Raw genomic sequence first — 22,425 nt, forward strand, 5'->3', positions numbered from 1 at the left:
CGGGCCGGTCTTCGAAGCCGGGTCAGGCGATTCCGGGGACTCCGCTGAGCAGAGCGATGACCAGGCCGCTGGACACGAGGAATGCGCCGATCATCCACCAGGCGCTGATCTCATGCCCTTCATCCCGGCGCACGCGGAACAGCACGTCGGTGCGACGCGCGGGATCGGGATGCGCCACGACGCTGGCGCGCGAGATCGCCTGCGCGGCGGCCTGAGAAGCGACCGTGTCGGCGTCAGCCGGGTTCACCCGGAGGATGCGACCGGTGTTCGTGGTCACGTGCATCACGGGAGCGGCTTTTCCGTCACGATCCTGCTGCGTTGTCATCTGCTTGCCCTCCTCTGCCTGCGGCGCTCGATGGCCCCGTCGACGGCGACAAACCCAGCCCCAATTGTGACACGAAGGGCTGGAAACCGAAGGATGCGGCGAGTCTCAGGCGGTACCGGGTCGGTAACGATGCATCGTGAGGGTCAGAGCCACTTCGAGACGAGGTGCTCCGATGCGATCCGGCGAAGAGTACCGGAGGCCCCGCGCAGCACGACGCTCTCGGTGTACAGGTACTCCCCCTCGCGGCGGACGCCGTCGACGAGCTGCCCGTCGGTGACGCCCGTTGCGACGAAGATGGTGTTGTTGCCGCGCACCAGATCGTCGGCCTCATAGACCTTGTCCATGTCGAGCCCCGCGTCGATGCCGCGCTGGCGCTCATCATCGTCGCGCGGCCAGAGCCGCCCCTGGATGTGGCCGCCGAGTGCCTTGATCGCGCAGGCCGTGACGATGCCCTCAGGGCTGCCGCCGACGCCGATGCACATGTCCGTGCGGGCGCCGTGGCGCGCTGCGTTGATGCCACCCGCGACGTCGCCGTCGCTCATCAGGCGCGTGCCGGCACCGGCATCCCGGATCTCCTGGATCAGCTTCTCGTGACGCGGACGGTTCAGCACCGAGACGACGATTTCGTCGACGGGCTTGCCGAGGGCTGCGGCAAGCTTGCGTATGTTCTCCCCGACGGGAAGGCGGATGTCGACGACCCCGACACCGGCCGGGCCGGTGACGAGCTTGTCCATGTAGAACACGCTCGAGGCATCCAGCATCGACCCCCGGTCCGAGACCGCGAGGACGGAGAGTGCGTTCTGACGACCGGCGGCGGTCAGCGAGGTGCCGTCGATCGGGTCGACCGCGATATCGCACTCCGGTCCGCGCCCAGTTCCGACGACCTCGCCGTTGAACAGCATCGGCGCGTTGTCCTTCTCGCCTTCGCCGATCACCACGCGACCCTGGAAGTCGACGGTGCCGAGGAAGGCGCGCATCGCATCCACAGCGGCCCCGTCGGCGGCCTCCTTGGCGCCGCGCCCGATGAAGGGGACGGCGCGGATCGCCGCAGCCTCCGTCGCCCTCACCAGTTCCAGCGCGAGATTGCGGTCAGGATGCAGGGGGCTCAGATCGGCCGTCAGACTCACCATGCGGTCAGCCTAGCTATCGCGCGGCTCGAATCGGCCTCGTTTCATCACCGAACGGACGAAGGAATGACGATTCTTAACGAGAGGGCATGCAGAGCGTCCCGGGCCCGTCACGCCGACGGCGTCGCTGCGCTCTCCCCGATAGAGTGACAGCTGTCCCGGCTTCCCCTACCGCAGGAGTTCTCATGCCCGTCGCCACCCCGGACCAGTACGCAGAAATGCTCGACCGCGCGAAGGCCGGCGGCTTCGCGTACCCCGCATTCAACGTCTCCAGCTCGCAGACGATCAACTCCGTCCTCCAGGGCCTCACCGAAGCCGGATCCGACGGCATCATCCAGGTCACCACGGGTGGCGCCGACTACTTCGCCGGCCACACCGTCAAGGCCCGCGCCACGGGTGCCCTCGCCTTCGCCCGCTACGCCACCGAGGTCGCGAAGAACTACCCGGTCACGGTCGCCCTGCACACCGACCACTGCCCGAAGGACGCCCTCGCCGGCTTCGTCGAGCCGCTCATCGCCGCCTCCGAAGAAGAGGTCAAGGCCGGCCGCAACCCGATCTTCCAGTCCCACATGTGGGACGGCTCGGCTGTTCCCCTCGCGGAGAACATCGAGATCGCGAAGGAGCTCCTCCCCCGCATGAAGGCGATCAACGCGATCCTCGAGGTCGAGATCGGCGTCGTCGGCGGCGAGGAGGACGGCGTGCAGCATGAGGGCTCGAACGAAGCGCTCTACACCACCTTCGCCGACGTCGACCAGGCCGTTCAGGCGCTGGGCCTCGGCGAGCAGGGCCGTTACATCGCCGCTCTCACGTTCGGCAACGTCCACGGCGTCTACAAGCCGGGCGGCGTGAAGCTGCGCCCCGAGCTCCTCGGTGAGATCCAGGCCGAGGTCGCCGCGAAGTACAGCACCGGCGCGAAGCCGCTTGACCTGGTCTTCCACGGCGGCAGCGGCTCGACCGACGAGGAGATCGCCCTCGCGGTCGCCAACGGCGTCATCAAGATGAACATCGACACCGACACGCAGTACGCGTACACCCGCGCGATCGCCGACTACATGTTCAAGAACTACGACGGCGTCCTGAAGGTCGACGGCGAGGTCGGCAACAAGAAGCTGTACGACCCGCGCGCCTGGGGCAAGGTCGCAGAATCCGCGATGGCCGCTCGCGTCGTCGAGTCCACGCGCCAGCTCGGCTCGTACGGCCAGTCCAAGAGCTGACCTTCACACCGACGAAAGACGGATGCCCCGGCCACTGCGGCCGGGGCATCCGTCGTCTGCTGGGGAGTGGGACTCACGGGCCCCGGTACACGTCGAGGATGCCGGGAGCGCCTTCGGGACGATGCAGCACCGTGATCTCGTCGCCGGCCTGCACCGTGCCGTTCTTGACGACCCGCAGGTACGGCCCGAGGCGCCGCGCCTCGGAGAAGCGCTTCACCCAGCCGCGCTCGTCATCGCCGCCGACTCAGCGGGCGAACGTCTGGCACGGCGTGCGGGGCATCGTGACCTCGACGATCGCGGTCGCGCCGATCCGCCACTGCTCGCCGATGAGCGCCCGGTTGACGTCGACGCCCTCGGTGCGAAGATTCTCGCCGAACCAGCCGGCGGGAAGGTCTCGCCCGAGCTCCGCCGACCAGTAGGCGGCATCCTCTTCCGCGTACGCGTACAGCGCTTTGTCCAGCCCGCCGTGATGCTTCCGATCCGCCTGCACGTCGGCGCGCACGCCGTAGGGCCCGATGCGGACGGGGCCGTCCACGGCGCGCTTGTCGATCGCGGTGGTTCCGACGGTGCCCGCATCCGGTCGGAGCTGATGCACCGCGCAGACCACGAGCAGGCGCGCCTTCGTCACGGCTTCGCCATCGACTCGACATAGGCCATGAAGGCCGGGTCGCCGAGCATCGGCACCATGATGCAGATCGACACCATGATCGTCGTCGCCACCGCTCCGACAACCGGAACCCACCAGGTGAGCTTGCCGCGCCGCAGTCGGCGCACGGACAGAAGCGCCGTGAGCGCCCAGCCCACGACGAGAACGACGACGGCGAAGGTGCCCCACAGTCTCCCCTGCGCGAAGTTCGTGAACTCTCCGTCGATGCCGAGGATCTTCATGGTCTCGTTCATCGCGGTGGGCAGGTCGAGGTACGAGACCGCGGTGACGATCACGTTGACGAGGCCGTAGGCGAGGAGTGCGATCGTGATGATCCTGTCCACCGGTCGCCGGCGCGCAGGGGCCGCGGCAGCCGGTGCGATCGGAGCGGCCGAGGGCATCGACGACTCGGCCGCGTCCTGACCGAGAGGTGGCAGCCCGGCAGCCCTCCGCTGCTCTTCAGGAGTTGCGAGTTCGCCGTATTGGGGCAGCTGTCCGGTCATCCGGCAATGCTAACCGCACCGGCCATGACCGGCTCCCAGCCGCTACGCGTCGGGGTTGCTGGCGCGTCCGCCGAGGGCCCGATCGTCGCGCTGCCCCGAGGCATCGTGGCGCAGCTCCTTCGGCAGCGAGAACATGAGGTCCTCCTCCGCGGTGCGCACCTCTTCGACGTCGTTGTACCCGGCGTCGCCGAGGGCTGCGAGCACCTCGCGCACGAGGACCTCGGGGACGGATGCTCCGCTGGTGACGCCGACGGTGGTAACGCCGTCGAGCCAGGACTGCTCCACTTCCTCCGCGTAGTCCACGCGATAGGCGGCTTTCGCGCCGTACTCGAGAGCGACCTCGACCAGGCGCACGCTGTTCGACGAGTTCGACGAACCGACGACGATGACGAGATCCGCGTTGGCCGCGACCTTCTTGATCGCCACCTGCCGGTTCTGCGTGGCGTAGCAGATGTCATCGGACGGCGGATTCTGCAGGTCCGGGAATCGCAGGCGCAGCCGGTTGACGGTCTCCATCGTCTCGTCGACGGAAAGCGTGGTCTGCGACAGCCAGACGACCTTCGACGGGTCCTTCACCTCGACCGTGTCGGCCTCGGCCGGAGAGTTCACGATGGTGACGTGGTCCGGGGCCTCGCCCGCGGTGCCTTCGACCTCTTCGTGCCCTTCGTGGCCGATGAGGAGGATCTCGAAATCGTCTCGGGCGAAGCGCACCGCCTCACGGTGCACCTTGGTGACGAGCGGGCAGGTCGCGTCGATCGCGTGCAGGCCGCGGTCGGATGCCGCCTCGACGACGGCCGGCGAGACGCCGTGCGCGCTGAAGACGACGTGCGCACCCTGGGGAACCTCGTCGACCTCCTCGACGAAGATCGCCCCCTTCGCCTCCAGTTCGGTGACGACGTGGATGTTGTGCACGATCTGCTTGCGCACGTACACCGGCGCGCCGTAGCGCTCCAGCGCCTTCTCCACGGCGACGACTGCCCTGTCGACACCGGCGCAGTATCCGCGCGGTGCTGCCAGCAGGATCCGCTTCTGTCCGTCGACCGGGTTATCCTGAAGCCGCCCGCTCGCCGCGCGTACGCGTGGGAGGCGAGGGACGGGAAGGTGCACAGCAGTCGAAGTCACCTCTCAATTCTACCGGCGCACACCTGAAGAGGGCCGGAGAGCCCTCTGTCTGAACGAACCACCCGACAGGACCCGATGACAGTCTTCGAAGCAGCGACGGGGCCCGGCGAGACCCCGCCGGCCGATTCCGTCGCGCCCCGCGAATCGAGCGCCGACGCGCCCACCTCGGTCGCCCGGCTGAACGCGACGATCCGCGACTTCGTCGCCCGCTGGAACACCGTGTGGGTCGAGGGCGAGATCACGAGCTGGAACCTGCGATCCGGCAATGTCTTCGCGCGCCTCAAGGACACGCAATCGGATGCCCAGATCTCGATCCGGATCTGGTCGAGCGTACGCGCACGGATCCCCGGCGACCTCGGGGTGGGCGATCACGTCGTCGCCGCGGTGAAGGCCGACTACTTCGTCAAGAGCGGCGACTTCAGCTTCACGGTCGCGGCGATGAAGCACGTCGGGCTCGGCGATCAGCTGGAGAAGCTCGAGAAACTGCGCATCCAGCTGCGGCAGGAGGGCCTGTTCGACCCCGCACGCAAGAAGCGTCTCCCCTTCCTCCCGCACGTGATCGGGCTCATCACGGGCGAGAAGTCGGATGCCGAGAAGGACGTGCACCGAAACGCCGAGCTGCGCTGGCCGCAGGTGCGTTTCCGCACCGAATACGCCGCAGTGCAGGGCGACCGCTGCGTGCCGGAAACGCTGGCCGCGCTCCAGAAGCTCGACGCCGACCCCGAAGTCGACGTCATCATCATCGCCCGCGGCGGCGGCGACCCGCAGACGCTGCTCGGATTCAGCGACGAGCGAATCGTGCGGGCGGTGGCCGCGGCATCCACTCCTGTCGTCAGCGCGATCGGGCACGAGAACGACCATCCGCTGCTCGACGACGTCGCAGACCTGCGCGCCTCGACTCCGACGGATGCCGCCAAGCGCGTCGTGCCGGATGTCGGCGAGCAGCGCGCGCTCATCGCACAGCTCCGGTCCCGTGCCACCACCCGCCTCACCCAGCGGCTCTCCCACGACATCGCCCAGCTGGAGCAGCTGCGATCGCGACCCGTGCTGCGCTCCCCCGACCCGATCATCGACTCCCGCTCGCAGGAGATGTGGCTGCTGCTCTCCCGCGGACGCGACACGGTGACCCGGCAGCTGGAGACCGCCGCCCGCAAGACGACCGAGCTCCGCGCCTCGTTGCGCGCCCTATCCCCGGCCGCGACGCTCGCCCGCGGCTACGCGATCGCGCACCTCGAGGGCGGCGTCATCCTCCGCGACGCCGCGGATGCCCCGGTCGGCAGCGCTCTCACGATCACGGTCGACCGCGGCTCGGTCGCCGCCCGCTCCGAAGGCGAGATCCCGGAGAGCGTCTGACGCCGCCAGCCGTGTCCATCGCACGCCGTAGGATGGAGGGGTGAGCGCGCTGAACGACACCCCCATGGAGACGCTGTCGTTCGAGGCCGCTCGTGACGAGCTCGTCCGCGTCGTCGCCGAACTCGAACAGGGCTCTCCGACACTCGAGCATTCGCTGGCCCTCTGGGAGCGCGGCGAGGCGCTGGCCGCTCGCTGCGAGGAGTGGCTGCTGGGCGCGAAGCGCCGGCTGGATGCGGCCCGGAACGCGGCATCCGACTCCGCGGCCTCGGGCGGCGACGACGCATGAGCAAGCCGCCGCCGATCGTCGCCGAGCTCGGACGTCCGGAGACGCCGGACGAGACCGCGGCGCGCAAGGCGGCGTCCAGCAAGACGTACCGCTCCAGCCAGAACGTCCGCAACCTCGTCGCCGCGCTGCTCGTGACGCTCGCGATCGTCGCCGTCATCATCTTCGCGGTGCCCCGAGGCGAGCCGGTGGCTGCCGAGCGCATCGACGTCGCCGGCATCGCCGAGAACGTCGAGTCGACGGTGCAGAGCCCGGTCATCGTTCCCAAGCTCGGCGACTACTGGCGCGTGAACGCCGCGGAGATGGAGAGCGGAGAGACCGTCGTCTGGGACGTCACGCTCGCACCGGCGGCGCAGGACGAGCGCGGATTCATCCGGCTCGCCCAAGCCTTCGAGGCCGACGCGACGTGGGCACCGCAGCGACTGAACGGCATCGCCCCCACCGACACCGTGCGCATCGGCGGAATCGTGTGGGACGTCTTCGGCATCGGCGACTCCGCCAAGGACAACGTCAGCTACGCGATCGGCACCCAGGCCGGAGACGACTACGTGCTCCTCTACGGCTCGATGTCGGCCGCGATCACGGCATACCTCGCCGAATCCCTCGTTCCGCAGATCCGCGCACTCTCGGAGGACTCATGACGCGCTCCCTCACCCCCGCAGCCGCCTGGCAGGAGATGCTGGACGGCAATCGCCGGTTCGTGAACGACGAGCCGCGGCATCCGAATCAGGATGTCAAACGCCGCAACGACCTCGTGGCCGCGCAGTACCCGATGGCGACCCTGTTCGGATGCTCGGACTCACGCCTTTCGGCCGAGATCATCTTCGACAAGGGCCTGGGCGACCTCTTCGTGGTGCGCAACGCCGGGCAGGTCATCGGGGAATCGATCATCGGAAGCCTGGAGTACTCGGTCGAGATCCTGAAGGTCCCGCTGATCGTCGTGCTCGCCCACGACGCCTGCGGCGCCGTGGGTGCCGCCATCGCCGGCACCGCGATCGACGCGAAGCCGCTACCGCCGCACATCTGGAAGCTCATCGCCCCGATCATCCCCGCCGCACGCAAGGTGCTCGCGGAGCAGGGCGGATCGTCGCCGGCCGACATCGACGCCGAGATGGTCGGGCAGGAGCACCTGCGCAACACCGTCGCCGACCTCCTGCAGTCCTCCGAACTCATCAGCGAAGCCGTCGCCGACGGCCGGCTGGGCATCGTGGGTGCGAACTACCGACTCAACGAGGGCACAGCCGTGCCCATCGTCTCCGTGGGGCTCGCGATCGACGCGGGCTCCGAGATCCCGGCCTGAGGGCCCAACGTCACATCTGGAGGAACAGCAGTGGCCGACATCGAGTACCGCATCGAGCACGACACCATGGGCGAGGTGCGGGTCCCCGTGAACGCGCTCTACGGGGCGCAGACGCAGCGAGCGGTGGAGAACTTCCCCATCTCGGGCAAGGGCCTGGAGTCCACGCAGATCGCCGCACTGGCGCGGATCAAGAAGGCTGCAGCGCTCGCGAACAAGGAGCTGGGCACCCTCGACGGCGCGATCGCCGACGCCATCGCCGAGGCAGCCGATCAGGTGGCTTCCGGTGCGCATGACGCCGAGTTCCCCGTCGACACCTACCAGACGGGCTCCGGCACCTCGTCGAACATGAACATGAACGAGGTGCTCGCGACACTGGCGACCGGCATCCTCGGCGCGAACGTGCACCCGAACGACCACGTGAACGCCTCGCAGTCGTCGAACGACGTCTTCCCGACCTCGGTGCACATCGCCGTCACCCAGGCGCTCATCGACACCCTCATCCCGTCGCTCGACCACCTCGCCGTCGCCCTCGAGGCGAAGGCCATGCTGTGGAAGGACGCCGTCAAGTCCGGTCGCACGCACCTCATGGATGCGACCCCGGTCACGCTCGGCCAGGAGTTCGGCGGCTACGCCCGCCAGATCCGCCTCGGCATCGAGCGCGTGCAGTCAGCACTCCCCCGGGTCGCCGAGGTCCCGCTCGGCGGCACCGCCGTCGGCACCGGCATCAACACCCCCCTCGGCTTCCCGCAGAAGGTCATCGCGCTGCTCGCGGCCGAGACCGAGCTGCCGATCACCGAGGCGAAGGACCACTTCGAGGCGCAGGCCAACCGCGACGGCCTCGTCGAGGCATCCGGAGCCCTGCGCACCATCGCCGTCTCGCTGACGAAGATCAACAACGATCTGCGCTGGATGGGCTCCGGTCCGAACACCGGTCTCGGTGAGCTGCACATCCCCGACCTGCAGCCGGGATCCTCGATCATGCCCGGAAAGGTCAACCCGGTCGTCCCCGAAGCCGTGCTGATGGTGTGCGCCCGCGTGATCGGCAACGACGCGACCGTGGCGTGGGCTGGAGCATCCGGTTCCTTCGAGCTCAACGTCGCGATCCCCGTCATGGGCACCGCGCTGCTGGAGTCGATCCGCCTGCTCGCGAACGCTTCGCGCGTGCTCGCCGACAAGACGATCGACGGCCTGCAGGCCAACCTCGACCGCGCGGCCGCCTTCGCCGGCATGAGCCCATCGATCGTGACCCCGCTGAACAAGCTCATCGGCTACGAGGCGGCGGCGAAGATCGCGAAGCACTCGGTCGCCAACGGCATCACCGTGCGCGACGCCGTGATCGACCTCGGCTACGTCGAGCGCGGCGAGCTCACCCTCGAGCAACTGGACGAGAAGCTCGACCTGCTGTCGATGACCCACCCCGGCTGACCCCGGATCGGTGGAACGCGGATGCCGCGGGGACTCGTTCCCCGCGGCATCCGCGTTTGTGCGTGTCGGGGCGCTGCACCCGTCGGAGGTTGTTGCGCCTGCAGGAGGCTTTCTACCACAGCATCCGACACCTGCAACAACGTCCGACATGTCGATGGCAGACGTCTCCGACTCCCCCTGCACGTCCGGCACGATGCAGGAATCGATCCACATTCGGATGCTCCGAGGTCCATGGCGCGCTCCCGTCCTGCACCCTGAAAGGGTGTTCAAGCCTGCAGCTCTCATCACGCACCTCGGAGGCGTCGCGCGCGGAACGCAACTGCAGCAGTTCGGCGTCTCCAGGACGACGCTCTCGCGCGAGGTCGCAGCGGGTCGGATCGACCGGCTGCGCTCAGGGGTGTTCGCCGTACCCGGCCTGTCCGAGGACCTTCGCAGCGCGGCTGCGCACGGAGGTCAGCTCACCTGCACGTCGTTGCTTCGCCAGCACGGAATCTGGGTTCTACCGCAAGCGACGGAGCCGCATGTCTGGATGGGCACCAAAGGAAGGGAGCACAGTCACCCGGATTGCGTATGCGTCAGCCACTTCTACCGGGGAAAGGCCGAGATGGGCTCGGTCTCGATCGAACGGGCTCTGGTCCATCTCTATCGATGTCAGGGCGATGAGGCGTTCTTCGCTTCCTTCGAGTCGGCATGGAAACTGCGTCTGCTCTCGGCGGCGGGGCGCTCCCGCATCCGCGCATCTCTGCCGAAATACGCCCGCTGGCTTGTCGATCTCGCACGCGCCGACGCCGACAGCGGATTGGAATCGCTGCTTCGTCGGCGGCTTCACATCCTCGGCATAGCGCTGAACTGCCAGGTACGGATCACGGCCGTCGGACGTGTCGACTTCCTCATCGGCAACAGGCTCATCCTCGAGATCGACGGCAAGGGCAATCACGAGGGCGTGGCGATGCGGCACAAGGATCTGGTGCGGGATGCCGCGGCATCCCACCTCGGCTATGAGACGCTCCGCTTCGACTACGCACAGGTGATCCACGACTGGCCGACCGTGCAGGCGGCGATCATCGGGGCGCTCCGTCGGCTCCGGGACTACGCCTGAACATCGCATCCGGCGGACTTCGTTGCATCTGCAGGACGTTCTCGGCCGCAGCATCCGACAACTGCAATAACGTCCGACACTTGCAACCGCCTCGGATTCCTGGACCGGTCCACCGGATCGAAAAGCGCAGTCTCCGCCTTCGGTACAGTCCGATTTCTCCTGAGGTTCACCTGCCGGACACCCGGGCTTGGTCTGCTGGGTCGCGAGCGCTCTGCTCCCCCATCACCCGTTTGAGGAGTCCCCGTGGTCATGAACATCGGTCGAACGAGCCTGCCCATGGCAGGTCACGTGCGAGGCAAGCGCAGCGCGGTCACGTGCCACCTGAAGTGCGCGAACGCCTGCGCTGACGGGGTGTGCAACACCTCGTCGAACGGCTACCTCCGCGACATCATCGACGCCCAGCTGTCGCGCCGTTCCCTGCTCGGCTTCGGCGCCGCCGCCGTGGCGAGCATCGTGCTCGCCCCGGCTCTGACGGGTACGCAGTCCGCCACGGCCGCGACCGGTGTCCCCATGGCCCCCGTCGGCGCGACCGGCGCCTTCGGCTTCGAGCCGATCGCCCCCGTCGCCTACACCGTCGACAGCTTCGTCGTGCCGAAGGGCTTCGACTGGGCGCCCATCATCCGCTGGGGCGATCCGATGTTCGGCGACAGCCCCGCTTTCGACGTGACCGACCAGACGCCCGAGGCGCAGGCGCGCCAGTTCGGCTACAACGTCGACTACACCGATGTCATCCGGACGTCGCCCACCACGGCGATCCTGTTCGTCAACCACGAGTACACGAACGAGGGGATCATGTTCCCCGCCGACCAGCTCACCGGCGATCTGGACCGGGTGCGCCGCGTCGGCCTGAAGGCCCACGGCCTCAGCGTGGTCGACCTCACCCGCGCCGACGAAACGGCTTCGTGGACCCCGGTGGTCGGCGGCACGCGCAACCGCCGCTTCCTGGACGACACTCCCTACGCCTTCACCGGCCCGGCCGCCGGCACGGCCCTGCTGCAGACCGCCGCGGATCCCGCCGGCACGACGCCGCTCGGCACCTTCGGCAACTGCTCCGGCGGCACCACCCCGTGGGGCACGATCCTCAGCGGCGAAGAGAACTTCAACGGGTACTTCCGCTCGGCAGGCACATCCGCCACCGATCTGCGCTACGGCCTGAAGGACGCCGAGACCGCCCGCGGCTGGGAGCACGTCGACCCGCGGTTCGACGCCCGCGCACCCGGGTTCGAGAACGAGGTCAACCGATTCGGCTGGATCGTAGAGATCGACCCGACGGATCCGACGTCTGTGCCCCGCAAGCACACCTCCCTCGGGCGTCTCAAGCACGAGGGAGCGAACGTCATCATCGCCGCCAACGGCAAGGCTGTGGCCTACACGGGCGACGACGAGCGCTTCGACTACCTGTACAAGTTCGTCTCGCGCGACTCGTTCGTCGAGGGCGACCGGGCGCACAACATGACGCTGCTCGAGAACGGCGACCTCTTCGTCGCCCGTTTCGCCGGCGACTCACCGGCGATCGAGATCGACGGCTCCGCCGCCGTGCCCTCTGATGGCGGATTCGGCGGGAGCGGCGAGTGGCTGCCGCTGGTCGTCGGAGGCGCTTCGGCGGTCGCCGGGATGTCGACCTCGGAGGTGCTCGTGTACACCCGGGTCGCCGCAGACAAGGTCGGCGCGACGAAGATGGACCGCCCGGAGGATGTCGAACCGAACCCCGCCACAGGCCGTGTGTATGTCGCGTGCACCAACAACACCAAGCGCGGCACCGCCGGTTCGGCAGGACCCGACGAGGTCAACCCGCGCAACGAGAACCGCGACGGCCACGTGATCGAGATCACCGAGGCAGGCGGCGACCAGACCGCGACGACGTTCTCGTGGACCCTCCTCCTCGTCGCCGGCGACCCCGCGACGAACTCGACCGCGTACTTCTCCGGATTCCCGGCCGATCAGGTCTCCCCGATCTCCTGCCCCGACAACCTCGCATTCGACAGCGCGGGGAACCTGTGGATCTCCACCGATGGCGCGCCCGGGGTCATCGGCTACAACGACGGCCTGTTCCGCGTGACGCTGGACGGACCCGAGCGCGGCAATGTCGAGCAGTTCCTCTCGGTCGCTCGCGAGGCCGAGACCTGCGGTCCGGTCATCCACGACGATGAGCAGCGCGTCTTCGTCTCGGTGCAGCACCCGGGCGAGGACGGCACCTACGAGCAGCCGACCTCGCAGTTCCCGGATGCGATGCGACCGGCCCCACTCGCAGGCGCCGGAGGAGGGACGCTGAGCATCCCCCGGCCGTCCGTGGTCCAGGTCTTCCCCCTGGCGGACATCGAGCCCACGCCGACGCCCACCCCCACGGTGGATCCGTCGCCGACGCCCTCACCCACCGGCACCCCGGGCACTCCCGGGACGCCCGGGACTCCTGGCGGCCCCGGGACCAAGCCCCCCACCGGCCAGCTCCCGGCGACGGGTGCCGACCCGGTCGGCGGGATCCTCGCCGGCGCCGGCCTGCTGGCTGCCGCGGGCATCGCATTCCTCAGCCGGCGGAAGCGCGAAGCCGAGGCACCCGACGCGGAGGCCTGAGCTCACCCGGATGCCGCGCGGACTCGCTCCGCGCGGCATCCGGCTTCTCACGCAGCAATCAGAGGGACGCACCCCCAGACGCAAGACAGCGGATGCCGTCACGTGACGGCATCCGCTGTCCTGTGTCTCAGCTGAGTTCTCCGCCCTCCAGCAGTTCCGTGACGAGAGCGGCGATCGCCGAGCGCTCCGACCGCGTCAGGGTGACGTGGCCGAACAGGTCGTGCCCCTTGAGGGTCTCGATCACACTGGCGATGCCGTCGTGGCGACCGACCCGCAGGTTGTCGCGCTGACCCACATCGTGGGTGAGGACCACCCGGGAGTTCTGCCCCATCCGGCTCAGCACCGTCAGGAGCACGTTGCGCTCCAGCGACTGCGCCTCGTCGACGATCACGAAGGCGTCGTGCAGCGAGCGCCCGCGGATGTGAGTGAGCGGCAGGACTTCGAGGATGCCGCGCTCGAGGACCTCCTCGACCACGTTGCCCGAGACCACAGAGCCGAGCGTGTCGAAGACCGCCTGCCCCCAGGGGCCCATCTTCTCGCCCTGGTCGCCGGGGAGGTAACCGAGTTCCTGCCCGCCGACGGCGAACAGCGGCCGGAAGACGATGATCTTCTTCTGCTGCTGCCGTTCCAGCACGGCCTCGAGGCCGGCGCACAGCGCCAGTGCCGATTTGCCGGTGCCGGCACGTCCGCCGAGCGAGACGATGCCGACCTCGGGGTCCAGGAGCAGGTCGATGGCGATCCGCTGCTCCGCCGAGCGGCCGTGCATCCCGAAGATCTCGCGGTCGCCGCGCACCAGCCGGTATTCGCCGTCCCCGGTGACCCGGCCGAGAGCGGAACCGCGCTCGGAGTGGATGATCAGCCCGGTGTTCACCGGAATGCCCCGGGCCTCCTCGCTGATGCCGACTTCGCTCTCGTAGAGATCGCTGATGTCGTCGCCGGAGATGTCGAGCGTCGAGATGCCCGTCCAGCCCGAATCGACCGCCTGCTCGGCGAGGTACTCCTCCGCCTGCAGTCCGAGCGCGGCCGCCTTCACCCGCATCGGCAGATCCTTGGAGACGATCGTGACCTCCTGCCCGTCCTGGGAGAGGTGCATGGCCACCGAGAGGATGCGGCTGTCGTTGTCGCTGAGCCGGATGCCGACCGGCAGCACCGACATGTCGGTGTTGCCCAGTTCGACGCGGAGGGTGCCTCCTTCGCCGACCTCGACCGGGAAGTCCAGCCGGCCGTGCTCGATCCGCAGGTCGTCGAGGTGGCGGAGCGCCTGTCGCGCGAAGTAGCCGATCTCCGGGTCGTTCCGCTTGCCTTCGAGCTCGCTGATGACGACGACCGGAAGCACGACCGAATGCTCGGCGAACCGGAAGAACGCCTGCGGATCGCTCAGCAGCACCGACGTGTCGAGCACATAGGTGCGCAGATCCTGATCAGGATCCGCTGAGGACGACCGACGCGCGGTCTTTCGGGTGGCCTGCTGCGCGGTGCTGGCGGACTGCTGCGCTGTACGTGTGGTCACGACCCACTCCCGACCCGGGATGTTTCCCGGCTATTCGAACGAGTCGACCAGGGGGCCACGAGTCGCGATCCTTGAGGCCGACCCGACCGGGCGCCATGCCCGATGCCTAGAAGGTACGACGTCGCAGTGGCATCCGTCCGTGACGACACGCCAGCAATCGGTTACACGCTGATTAACGTCTCGTTGCCGTACGGGGAGATCGCCTCGTCGAGCATCCGGACGGTCTCGTCGTCCGTGCCGGCGTGAGGTGCGATCCGCACGGTCTCGCCGCGCGCAGTCACCACGATTCCGGCGTTCGCAAGCGCTGCCGCCAGCCGCGCCGGCTCCTCCGGGGCGAGTGCGACGATGCCGGCGCGCTGGTCCCGCTCCCGCGGAGACCGCACGGGGATCCCGTGGCGGTCCGCGATCTCGATCACCGAGTCCACCCGCTCCGCCAGACGCGCCTCGATGAGCGCGATGCCGGCGTCGTGCACCTGGCGGACTCCGACCGCCAGCCGCGCTGCGGCCAGGGGGTCCGGCGGACTGATCGTGTACGCCTTGGCCGATGCGGCCGGTGCCGGCAGCTCGTCGACGAAGAGTCCTTCGGCCACCGTGCCGGTGATGCCGCTCAGCACCGGGGCTATCCGTTCGCGCGCCGTCGGCGAGAACCATGCGAAACCGGTGCCGCGGCCCGCGCGCAGCCATTTGTAGCCGTGCCCGACCACGACGTCCGCCGCCGCATAGTCCTCCTCGAGGATGCCGAACGACTGCACGGCATCGACGATCAGCAGACGGTCCGGCCCCAGGACGTCGCGCAAGCCGGCGAGGTCGGCGCGGTATCCGGTGCGGAAGTCGACGTGGCTGACGGCGAGCGCGGTGACCTCATCGTCGAGCACCTCGGCGACGGCACCCGGAGTCACCCGCAGGTCTCCCGGCGTGATCCAGCGGGCGGTCAGCGCTCCCCCGGATGCCTGCGCCGCACGCTCCAGCGTCAGGCTGACACTCGGGAACTCTCCTGTGGAGGCGATCACGTGACCGGCGAGCCCGTACAGGGCGTGCATCAGCCCGTGGGTCGACGACGGCTGCAGCGCGACCTCCGAGGCGTCCACCCCGAGCATCTCCGCGATCAGCTCCTGCGCCTGGCCGATCCGCTCGGCCACGAGCGCCACCGAGGATGGACGGCCACTGCCCAGCAGATCCGCGTCCGCGAAGACCTCCTCGCGCACCGCGGGTGCGAGCGGACCGAAGGCCGCCCAGTTGAGGTATCCCGGCTCGCCGCCGAAGCTGGCGAGGTAGTCGTCGAATGTGCTCACCGCGTCATTCTGGCACGCCGCGCCCGGCGGGGGCAGTGGCCCACGGACCGCCGCAGAGGGTCAGCGCCCGAATCGGCGATCGCGATCGGCGTAGTCCCTGATCGCGCGGAGGAAATCGACCTGGCGGAGATCCGGGCCCAGCGCCTCGACGAAGTAGAACTCGCTGTGCGCGCTCTGCCAGAGCAGGAAGTCGCTGAGCCGCTGCTCGCCGCTGGTCCGGATCACCAGATCGGGATCGGGCTGTCCGCCGGTGTACAGGTGCTCGCCGATCATCTCGGGGGTGAGGTGCGCGGCGAGATCTTCCAGGGTGCCGCCGGACGCCTCATGCGCGGCGATGATGCTGCGCACCGCGTCGACGATCTCGTTGCGTCCGCCGTAGCCGACGGCGAGGTTGACGTGCAGGCCGGTGTGCTCGCGCGTGCGAGCCTCGGCATCCTCGAGCACCCGGGCGAGCTCTGGCGGGAGGATGTCGGCCCTGCCGACGTGCTTGACCCGCCAGTTCGCCTCCTGCGACAGCGCCTCCGCCAGTTCCGCGATGATCTCGATCAGGTCGTCGAGCTCCGCCGAGTCGCGTTTGCGCAGGTTGTCGCTGGAGAGCAGGTACAGCGAGACCACCCGTACTCCCAGCTCATCGCACCAGCCGAGGAACTCGCGCATCTTCGCGGCGCCGGCCCGGTGCCCTTCGGCGGCACTGTCATAGCCGAGCTGGCGTGCCCAGCGACGGTTGCCGTCGATCATCATCGCGACATGGTGCGGAACGGATGCCGCATCGAGGTGCCGACGCAGCCGGCTGCTGTAGAGCCGGTACAGCGGCCCTCGCCCCTGACTGTCGCGTGAAATCACCTCCCTACGCTATCGCGCCCGCGCTGAATCCGAGCGGCGCGGACGCTCGAGATATGTGCAGGCCGGGGCATGGGCACCCGCCTAGAGTGAGCACGTGAGCACTCCTACGCCGCCCGATGTCCCTCAGCTGCCGCTCATGGCCGAAGCGCAGCATGACGCGAACGCCGAGATCAGGCCGACCTGGCGCGGGTGGATCCACGCGGGCACCTTCCCGGTCGCGATCATCGCCGGCATCGTGCTCATCGCGCTCGCCCAAGGGGCCCCAGCGAAGTGGTCCGCGGCCGTGTTCATGGCGACATCACTGCTGCTGTTCGGCAACTCCGCTCTGTACCACCGGTTCGACTGGGGTCCGAAGACGAAGGTGCTGCTGAAGAGGATCGACCACGCCAACATCCTCCTGCTGATCGCCGGCACCTACACGCCGATCGCGACGCTCGCGCTGGCGCCGGAGAAGGGGTCGCTGCTGCTCATCCTCGTGTGGTCGGGGGCGCTCCTCGGCATCCTCTTCCGCGTCTTCTGGATCAATGCCCCGCGCTGGCTCTATGTCGCGCTGTACCTGGTGCTGGGCTGGGCGGCGGTCATGTACATGGCCGATCTCCTGTACGCGAACGCGACGATGATGGTGCTCGTCATCGTCGGCGGTCTGCTGTACACCGGCGGAGCGATCGTCTACGCGATGAAGAAGCCGAACCCGTGGCCGGGGCACTTCGGCTTCCACGAGATCTTCCACGTGTGCACGGTGCTCGCGTTCCTGTGCCACTGGTTCGCGTGCCTGCTCATCGCACTGGACCCGCTGTCGCCCTCGCTCGGCCTGCCGGGCTGACCCGGCTCGCGCCGCACCTGGCGCCCCGGCGTCGAAACGATTCGTAACAGGAAACCAAGACCCGACTTGCTCACGGCTAGGTTCGGAAGCACCCGCCAGCCACCCCTCTAGTCGGAGGTCTTCCCCATGCGTCGCATCACCCGCTTCGCCGCTCTCGCCGCCTCGTCCGCCGCCATCGCGCTCGTCGCTGCCGGCTGCGCGTCGACCCCCGCTGACGCGGGCGGGGGTGACGACTCCAGCGCCGAGAAGACCACGATCTCGATCGGCTTCAACCCCGGGCCGTACCTGGAGATGTTCCAGGAAGGGATCCAGCCACTCCTCGAAAAGGAGGGCTACACGATCGAGACGAGCGACTTCACGGACGGCGTCATCGTGAACGTCGCGCTCAGTGATGGTGAGATCGACGCGAACATCATGCAGCACCCGGTCTTCCTGGAGTCGATCAACGAGCAGGAGAATCTCTCCAATGCGGCTCTCGTGCAGGTGCCCGGCCCGCCGATGGCCCTGTTCGGCGGGAAGAAGTCGGCGCTCGACGAGGTCGGCACGGGTTCCACGGTCGCTGTGCCGAACCAGCCCTCCAACCAGTTCCGCGCACTCAAAGTGCTCGAGGCGCTCGACTGGGTGAAACTCTCCGACACCATCGACCCGGCCACCGCCTCCCTGGCGGATGTCGTCGACAACCCGCACGATCTCCAATTCGTCGAGATGGAGAACGCGCAGCAGGTCGCCGCTCTCGTCGACGTCGACTACAGCGTCATCCAGGGCAACTTCATCGTCTCGGGCGGACTCGCGCTCAGCGACGCGCTCGAGCTCGAGGACCTCACCGACGAATTCTCGGTCGTGGTCGCCGTCGACGAGTCGAATCTCGACAGCGAGTGGGCCCAGGCGCTCAAGGCCGCCTACGAATCCGACGAGTTCGCCGAGTACATCAGCTCGAACAAGCAATACGACGGCTACAACCTGCCCGCCGCGCTGGAGGATTGATGACCGCTCCGCATGAGGAGCGCGAGACGGGGGCGCCGCAGTCGACGCCCCCGTCCGACGTCGCGGTGCGCCTGAACGGGGTCACCCGTCGCTACGGCCGCCGCGGCGAGGAACTGGTCGCTCTCGACGACGTGGACCTCACCGTGCACCGGGGGGACATCTTCGGCGTGATCGGCCACAGCGGCGCGGGCAAGAGCACGCTGATCCGGATGGTGAACGCCCTGGAGTCACCGAGCGCCGGCACCGTGCACGTCGACGGCGTCGATCTCGCCTCCCTCTCCACCTCAGCGCTGCGGGCGGCGCGCAAGCACACCGCGATGATCTTCCAGCAGTTCCAGCTGCTGGAGACCGTCACCGTGCTCGACAACGTCGCCATGCCGCTGCGTCTCGACGGGATCGCCCGGCACGAGGCCAGGGCTCGTGCCACCGAGGCCCTCGAGTTCGTCGGCCTCGGAGCTCGGCTCGCCTCGTACCCCGGCCAGCTCTCCGGGGGTCAGAAGCAGCGCGTGGGCATCGCGCGCGCGATCGTGCGCAACCCCGCGGTCCTGCTGTGCGACGAGGCGACGAGCGCTCTGGATCCCTCCACCACGCTCCAGATCATCGACCTGCTGCGCCGGGTGAACCGCGAGTACGGAACGACGATCCTGGTCGTGACGCACGAGATGGACGTGATCAAGGATCTCTGCCACTCCGTCGCCGTCATGGAGGGAGGCCGCATCGTCGAACAGGGCACCGTGATGGACCTCTTCGTGCAGCCGCAGACCGCGATCGCCCAGGCGTTCGTCGGCACGGTCATCCCGCACGAACTCCCCGAGCGCGTCCGTCGCGCCGTCGGCGGCCATCCGCTCTGGCGGCTCCGGTTCCTCGACGACGAGGTCACCAGCCCCATCGTGGGCGCCCTCATCTCCGAGTTCGGGCTGCAGGTGAACATCCTGCACGCCGATATGACCGACATCCAGGATCGAACCGTCGGTCACATGATCATCCAGGTCGCCGGTGACGACGCGCAGCGCGCCTCCGCATACGGCTACCTCGGCTCCAGAGTCGTCAGCCTCGAGGAGGTCGTCCTGTGATCGACACCCTGCTCACGTCCGAACTGTTCCTGGAGGCCCTCGGCGAGACGCTCTACATGCTGGGGATCGCCCTGTTCTTCGGCTCGATCCTCGGCGTTCTGCTGGGCATCGCCGTCGTCGTCACCCGCCCCGCCGGAGTCCTCCCGAACGCGATCGTGTCGTTCGTCCTCAACGCGTTCATCAACGTCGTCCGGTCACTGCCCTTCATCATCCTGCTCGTCGCGATCCTGCCGTTCACCCGCGTCGTGGTGGGCACCTCGATCGGCGTGAACGGCGCACTGGTGCCGCTCACGCTCATGGTCGCGCCCTACATCGGGCGGCTGGTGGAGAACTCGCTCCTGGAGGTCCCCGAGGGGATCGTAGAGGCTGCGAAGTCGATGGGGGCGACGCCGGTGCAGATCTTCACCCGGTTCCTGCTCCCGGAGGCCAGAGGCTCGCTCGTGCTCGCACTGACGACGGCGACGATCGGCCTGCTGGATGCGACGGCGATGGCCGGTACGGTCGGCGCCGGAGGAATCGGCGACCTCGCGATCTCGTACGGCTATCAGCGCTTCGACGGCATCACCATGCTGATCACCGTCATCACGCTGGTCGTCATCGTGCAGTGCATCCAGCTCTTCGGCACCCGTCTGGCGCGGAAGCTGCGACGCCGATGAATGCGCCACTGCGCCCCGCCGCCCGCGTCACCGCCCTGCCGCAGAACTTCTTCGGCGCGCTCGATCGCGCCGTGGCGGCGACCCGGGCCGCTGGTGTGGACGTCATCGACGTCTCCAAGGGGAATCCCGATCTGCCGACACCCGCGCACATCGTCTCGGCGATGCACGCGGCGGTCGCCGACCCGGCGAACCACGGCTATCCCGCCTACCGGGTGCGGCCGGCGCTGGCGGCGGCGATCGCCACCCGTTACCGGGAGGACCACGGCGTCGATCTCGACCCCGAGACCCAGATCGCCGCCTTCCATGGGTCCCACGAGGCGCTGATGGCCTCGATCCTCGGGCTCGCCGACCCCGGGACGACGCTCGTCGTACCGGACCCGGGCTATCCGGCGTACGCGACGGCGGCCGCTCTCGCGGGCGCCGAACTGCGCACCCTGCCTCTCGAACGGGAGCGCGGGTACCAGCCGGACTTCGCCGCGCTGGCCGATCTCGAGGGGGCGGCCGCCCTCCTGCTGAACTACCCGCACAATCCCACCGGCGCCGTCGCGAGCATCCCGACCCTCGAGACGGCCGTCGCCGAGAGCACACGGCTCGGCGCCGTCTTCATCAACGATTTCGCGTACTCCTCGCTCGGTTTCGAGGCTCGCCCGCTCTCGGCTCTCACGGTGGACACCACCCGCACGGTCGAGATCTCCACGCTCTCCAAGACCTACAACATGGCCGGGTGGCGCATCGGCTACGCCGCCGGCGCGGCACCGGTCATCGCGGCGATGCGGCACTATCAGGCGCACGCTTTCAGCACGATCTTCGGCGGAACGCAGGATGCGGCGGCTGCGGCCCTCTCCGGCGAACAGGATGCCGCAGACGATCTCGTCCGGACCTATCGCGAACGACGCGATCTCGTCGTCAGCGGACTCGCCGCGCAGGGGTGGGACGTGATCGCACCGCAGGGGACGTTCTTCGTCTGGATCGGCATCGACGGCGCGGACGACATCGCCTTCGCGAAACGCCTCCTCGCCGATCACGGCGTCGCCGTGGCTCCCGGAAGCGGTTTCGGCCCCGGCGGCGCCGGGTTCATCAGGCTCGGACTCGTGCATCCGCAGGCCCGGCTGGCGGAGCTTCTGGAGCGGCTCGGCCGCGTCAGGGCGGTCGCGCCATGACCGCGCTCCCGGTGCGACCGGGTCCGGCCGTCGTGCATTCCGGCGCCGGCGCGGTGGACGAGCTGCCGGGACTCCTGGCCGGTGACGGCGTCGCGCGGGTGCTGTTCGTGCATGGCGCCCGGTCCCTCGCCGCCGCGAAGCCCTACCTCCCCGCCCTCCCCGGGATCGAACTCGTCGAATCCGGGTTCGCCGGCGAGTGCAGCCCGAACGAGATCTCCCGCCTTCACGAGCTCGCAGTGCGGGAGGGCGTCGACGCGGTACTGGGACTCGGCGGGGGGAAGGTCCTGGACACGGCGAAGGCAGCCGGGCACGGACTCTCCGTGCCCGTCTACCTCGTTCCGACGCTCGCCAGCACCTGCTCGGGCTGGTCGGCCATCACCGTCTACTACGACGACGAGCACCGGCACCTCGGTCACGAGAGCTGGGAGACGCCGACGCGCGGACTGCTGCTCGACCCGCGCATCGTCTTCGACTCCCCCGTGGCGCTGTTCGCCTCCGGAATCGCCGACACCCTCGCCAAGCACGTCGAGACCCGAGCCGCTTTCGCCCGGGCGGATGCCGCCGGCGCTCTCACCTCCTTCGGCGCCCTCGCCGCCGCCCGCTGCGGCGAACTGGTCGTCGAGCTGGGTGCCGCCGCCATCGACGACATGCATCGGGGGATCCGCACCGAGGCCTGGACCACCCTCGCCGAGGCCGCTGTCATCACCGCCGGGCTCGTCGGCGCGCTCGGCGCCGGATACGGACGCGCGACCGCTGCCCATCCGATCGGCGATGCACTGAGCGCTCTCGACCCGACGCGCGATCTCCTGCACGGCGTCAAGGTCGCCTACGGCATCCTCGTGCAGCTCGGCCTCGAAGGACGCTGGTCCGAGATCGACGAGCTGGCCGACGTCTACGCCGCTCTCGGCCTTCCCCGCTCCCTGGACGATCTGGGTCTGGCGGCGAGCGACCTCGACGCCCTCCTCACCATCGCCGAGGTCGCGACCGGGCCGCACTCCAGCATCCATCTGCTCGATCCTGCGCCCACGCCCGCTGAGCTCATCGCGACGATGCGTACACTCGAAGCCCACCAGTCGGGCCTGGACCCCGTCGTCCTCGCCACCCACCCCAGCTGAC

21 protein-coding genes and 1 pseudogene are annotated in these 22,425 nt (G+C 68.7%); 14 read left to right on the forward strand and 8 right to left on the reverse strand.

Going from position 1 to position 22,425, the window contains the following annotated elements; genetic code table 11:
• Positions 1-22: 22 nt before the first annotated feature.
• Positions 23-325 carry a hypothetical protein gene (locus CUR96_RS05940; protein WP_102192376.1) on the reverse strand — a complete coding sequence of 101 codons (303 nt, stop codon included), beginning with the start codon at positions 323-325 and terminating at the stop codon, positions 23-25.
• Positions 326-468: 143 nt separating this feature from the next.
• Positions 469-1,455, reverse strand: coding sequence for a class II fructose-bisphosphatase (gene glpX, locus CUR96_RS05945; RefSeq protein ID WP_102192377.1), 987 nt, complete (start codon positions 1,453-1,455; stop codon positions 469-471).
• A gap of 182 nt (positions 1,456-1,637) precedes the next feature.
• Between glpX and fbaA the strand changes: the two genes are divergently transcribed.
• Positions 1,638-2,666, forward strand: a complete 1,029-nt coding sequence (gene fbaA, locus CUR96_RS05950) for a class II fructose-bisphosphate aldolase (protein ID WP_102192378.1) — start codon at positions 1,638-1,640, stop codon at positions 2,664-2,666.
• A 73-nt stretch (positions 2,667-2,739) separates the two neighbouring features.
• Here fbaA and CUR96_RS05955 read toward each other — a convergent pair.
• From CUR96_RS05955 to CUR96_RS05965, 3 genes and pseudogenes are all read right to left on the reverse strand, one after another.
• Positions 2,740-3,408: pseudogene (locus CUR96_RS05955) on the reverse strand (MOSC domain-containing protein).
• A complete protein-coding gene (locus CUR96_RS05960; protein WP_102192379.1) occupies positions 3,291-3,815 on the reverse strand; it encodes a DUF6264 family protein in 525 nt (174 codons plus the stop codon). The pseudogene CUR96_RS05955 and the gene CUR96_RS05960 overlap by 118 nt, the downstream one beginning before the upstream one ends.
• 42 nt (positions 3,816-3,857) lie before the next feature.
• A complete protein-coding gene (locus tag CUR96_RS05965; RefSeq protein ID WP_102192380.1) occupies positions 3,858-4,937 on the reverse strand; it encodes a 4-hydroxy-3-methylbut-2-enyl diphosphate reductase in 1,080 nt (359 codons plus the stop codon).
• 75 nt (positions 4,938-5,012) lie between these two features.
• Between CUR96_RS05965 and xseA the strand changes: the two genes are divergently transcribed.
• The 7 genes from xseA to CUR96_RS06000 all read left to right on the forward strand — a co-directional run bounded on the left by xseA (position 5,013) and on the right by CUR96_RS06000 (position 12,968).
• The gene (gene xseA / locus CUR96_RS05970; RefSeq protein WP_102192381.1) at positions 5,013-6,290 is read left to right on the forward strand and encodes an exodeoxyribonuclease VII large subunit; all 1,278 of its coding nucleotides are present in this window, start codon (positions 5,013-5,015) and stop codon (positions 6,288-6,290) included.
• Positions 6,291-6,354: 64 nt separating this feature from the next.
• Positions 6,355-6,576, forward strand: coding sequence for an exodeoxyribonuclease VII small subunit (locus CUR96_RS05975; RefSeq protein WP_102192547.1), 222 nt, complete (start codon positions 6,355-6,357; stop codon positions 6,574-6,576).
• Positions 6,573-7,214, forward strand: a complete 642-nt coding sequence (locus CUR96_RS05980) for a DUF4245 family protein (RefSeq protein WP_102192382.1) — start codon at positions 6,573-6,575, stop codon at positions 7,212-7,214. Before CUR96_RS05975 ends, CUR96_RS05980 begins: the two co-directional genes overlap by 4 nt.
• A complete protein-coding gene (locus tag CUR96_RS05985; protein WP_102192383.1) occupies positions 7,211-7,873 on the forward strand; it encodes a carbonic anhydrase in 663 nt (220 codons plus the stop codon). Before CUR96_RS05980 ends, CUR96_RS05985 begins: the two co-directional genes overlap by 4 nt.
• Positions 7,874-7,903: 30 nt before the next feature.
• The gene (locus CUR96_RS05990) at positions 7,904-9,298 is read left to right on the forward strand and encodes a class II fumarate hydratase (RefSeq protein ID WP_102192384.1); all 1,395 of its coding nucleotides are present in this window, start codon (positions 7,904-7,906) and stop codon (positions 9,296-9,298) included.
• A gap of 262 nt (positions 9,299-9,560) precedes the next feature.
• Complete coding sequence (locus CUR96_RS05995; protein ID WP_245861094.1) at positions 9,561-10,397, forward strand: type IV toxin-antitoxin system AbiEi family antitoxin domain-containing protein; 837 nt, start codon at positions 9,561-9,563, stop codon at positions 10,395-10,397.
• 249 nt (positions 10,398-10,646) lie between these two features.
• Positions 10,647-12,968 (forward strand): PhoX family protein, encoded by a 2,322-nt coding sequence (locus CUR96_RS06000; protein WP_102192549.1) that lies wholly within the window; start codon positions 10,647-10,649, stop codon positions 12,966-12,968.
• A 127-nt stretch (positions 12,969-13,095) separates the two neighbouring features.
• Here the strand turns inward: CUR96_RS06000 and CUR96_RS06005 are convergent, their stop codons facing one another.
• From CUR96_RS06005 to CUR96_RS06015, 3 genes are all read right to left on the reverse strand, one after another.
• Positions 13,096-14,478, reverse strand: coding sequence for a PhoH family protein (locus CUR96_RS06005; RefSeq protein WP_102192385.1), 1,383 nt, complete (start codon positions 14,476-14,478; stop codon positions 13,096-13,098).
• 161 nt (positions 14,479-14,639) lie between these two features.
• Positions 14,640-15,770 (reverse strand): aminotransferase class V-fold PLP-dependent enzyme, encoded by a 1,131-nt coding sequence (locus tag CUR96_RS06010; RefSeq protein ID WP_102192386.1) that lies wholly within the window; start codon positions 15,768-15,770, stop codon positions 14,640-14,642.
• A 60-nt stretch (positions 15,771-15,830) separates the two neighbouring features.
• On the reverse strand, positions 15,831-16,610 hold the full coding sequence (locus CUR96_RS06015) for an isoprenyl transferase (protein ID WP_102192550.1): 780 nt from the start codon (positions 16,608-16,610) through the stop codon (positions 15,831-15,833).
• Positions 16,611-16,749: 139 nt separating this feature from the next.
• Here CUR96_RS06015 and trhA point away from each other — a divergent pair, with 139 nt between their 5' ends.
• The 6 genes from trhA to CUR96_RS06045 all read left to right on the forward strand — a co-directional run bounded on the left by trhA (position 16,750) and on the right by CUR96_RS06045 (position 22,424).
• Positions 16,750-17,436 (forward strand): PAQR family membrane homeostasis protein TrhA, encoded by a 687-nt coding sequence (trhA, locus tag CUR96_RS06020; protein WP_102192387.1) that lies wholly within the window; start codon positions 16,750-16,752, stop codon positions 17,434-17,436.
• Positions 17,437-17,562: 126 nt separating this feature from the next.
• Positions 17,563-18,420, forward strand: coding sequence for a MetQ/NlpA family ABC transporter substrate-binding protein (locus CUR96_RS06025; protein WP_102192388.1), 858 nt, complete (start codon positions 17,563-17,565; stop codon positions 18,418-18,420).
• On the forward strand, positions 18,420-19,493 hold the full coding sequence (locus tag CUR96_RS06030; protein WP_102192389.1) for a methionine ABC transporter ATP-binding protein: 1,074 nt from the start codon (positions 18,420-18,422) through the stop codon (positions 19,491-19,493). The genes CUR96_RS06025 and CUR96_RS06030 overlap by 1 nt, the downstream gene beginning before the upstream one ends.
• Positions 19,490-20,149: a methionine ABC transporter permease gene (locus CUR96_RS06035; protein ID WP_245861095.1), complete on the forward strand. Its 660-nt coding sequence runs from the start codon at positions 19,490-19,492 to the stop codon at positions 20,147-20,149. Before CUR96_RS06030 ends, CUR96_RS06035 begins: the two co-directional genes overlap by 4 nt.
• Positions 20,146-21,309: an aminotransferase class I/II-fold pyridoxal phosphate-dependent enzyme gene (locus CUR96_RS06040; RefSeq protein ID WP_102192390.1), complete on the forward strand. Its 1,164-nt coding sequence runs from the start codon at positions 20,146-20,148 to the stop codon at positions 21,307-21,309. Before CUR96_RS06035 ends, CUR96_RS06040 begins: the two co-directional genes overlap by 4 nt.
• Entirely contained in the window at positions 21,306-22,424 is a 1,119-nt protein-coding gene (locus CUR96_RS06045; RefSeq protein ID WP_102192391.1) for an iron-containing alcohol dehydrogenase family protein, read from the forward strand. The genes CUR96_RS06040 and CUR96_RS06045 overlap by 4 nt, the downstream gene beginning before the upstream one ends.
• Position 22,425 lies beyond the last annotated feature (1 nt).

It is taken from the genome of Microbacterium aurantiacum (assembly GCF_002872075.1).
Taxonomy (GTDB): domain Bacteria; phylum Actinomycetota; class Actinomycetes; order Actinomycetales; family Microbacteriaceae; genus Microbacterium; species Microbacterium aurantiacum_A.

What these genes read in the sequence shown, in the direction of transcription:
- CUR96_RS06000 (WP_102192549.1), top strand. Translation starts at nt 10,647, where the DNA reads ATGAACATCGGTCGAACGAGCCTGCCCATGGCAGGTCACGTGCGAGGC.
- CUR96_RS05960 (WP_102192379.1), bottom strand. Translation starts at nt 3,815, where the DNA reads ATGACCGGACAGCTGCCCCAATACGGCGAACTCGCAACTCCTGAAGAG.
- xseA (WP_102192381.1), top strand. Translation starts at nt 5,013, where the DNA reads ATGACAGTCTTCGAAGCAGCGACGGGGCCCGGCGAGACCCCGCCGGCC.
- glpX (WP_102192377.1), bottom strand. Translation starts at nt 1,455, where the DNA reads ATGGTGAGTCTGACGGCCGATCTGAGCCCCCTGCATCCTGACCGCAAT.
- CUR96_RS06025 (WP_102192388.1), top strand. Translation starts at nt 17,563, where the DNA reads ATGCGTCGCATCACCCGCTTCGCCGCTCTCGCCGCCTCGTCCGCCGCC.
- CUR96_RS06040 (WP_102192390.1), top strand. Translation starts at nt 20,146, where the DNA reads ATGAATGCGCCACTGCGCCCCGCCGCCCGCGTCACCGCCCTGCCGCAG.
- fbaA (WP_102192378.1), top strand. Translation starts at nt 1,638, where the DNA reads ATGCCCGTCGCCACCCCGGACCAGTACGCAGAAATGCTCGACCGCGCG.
- CUR96_RS05985 (WP_102192383.1), top strand. Translation starts at nt 7,211, where the DNA reads ATGACGCGCTCCCTCACCCCCGCAGCCGCCTGGCAGGAGATGCTGGAC.
- trhA (WP_102192387.1), top strand. Translation starts at nt 16,750, where the DNA reads ATGGCCGAAGCGCAGCATGACGCGAACGCCGAGATCAGGCCGACCTGG.
- CUR96_RS06030 (WP_102192389.1), top strand. Translation starts at nt 18,420, where the DNA reads ATGACCGCTCCGCATGAGGAGCGCGAGACGGGGGCGCCGCAGTCGACG.
- CUR96_RS05980 (WP_102192382.1), top strand. Translation starts at nt 6,573, where the DNA reads ATGAGCAAGCCGCCGCCGATCGTCGCCGAGCTCGGACGTCCGGAGACG.
- CUR96_RS06045 (WP_102192391.1), top strand. Translation starts at nt 21,306, where the DNA reads ATGACCGCGCTCCCGGTGCGACCGGGTCCGGCCGTCGTGCATTCCGGC.
- CUR96_RS05940 (WP_102192376.1), bottom strand. Translation starts at nt 325, where the DNA reads ATGACAACGCAGCAGGATCGTGACGGAAAAGCCGCTCCCGTGATGCAC.
- CUR96_RS05975 (WP_102192547.1), top strand. Translation starts at nt 6,355, where the DNA reads ATGGAGACGCTGTCGTTCGAGGCCGCTCGTGACGAGCTCGTCCGCGTC.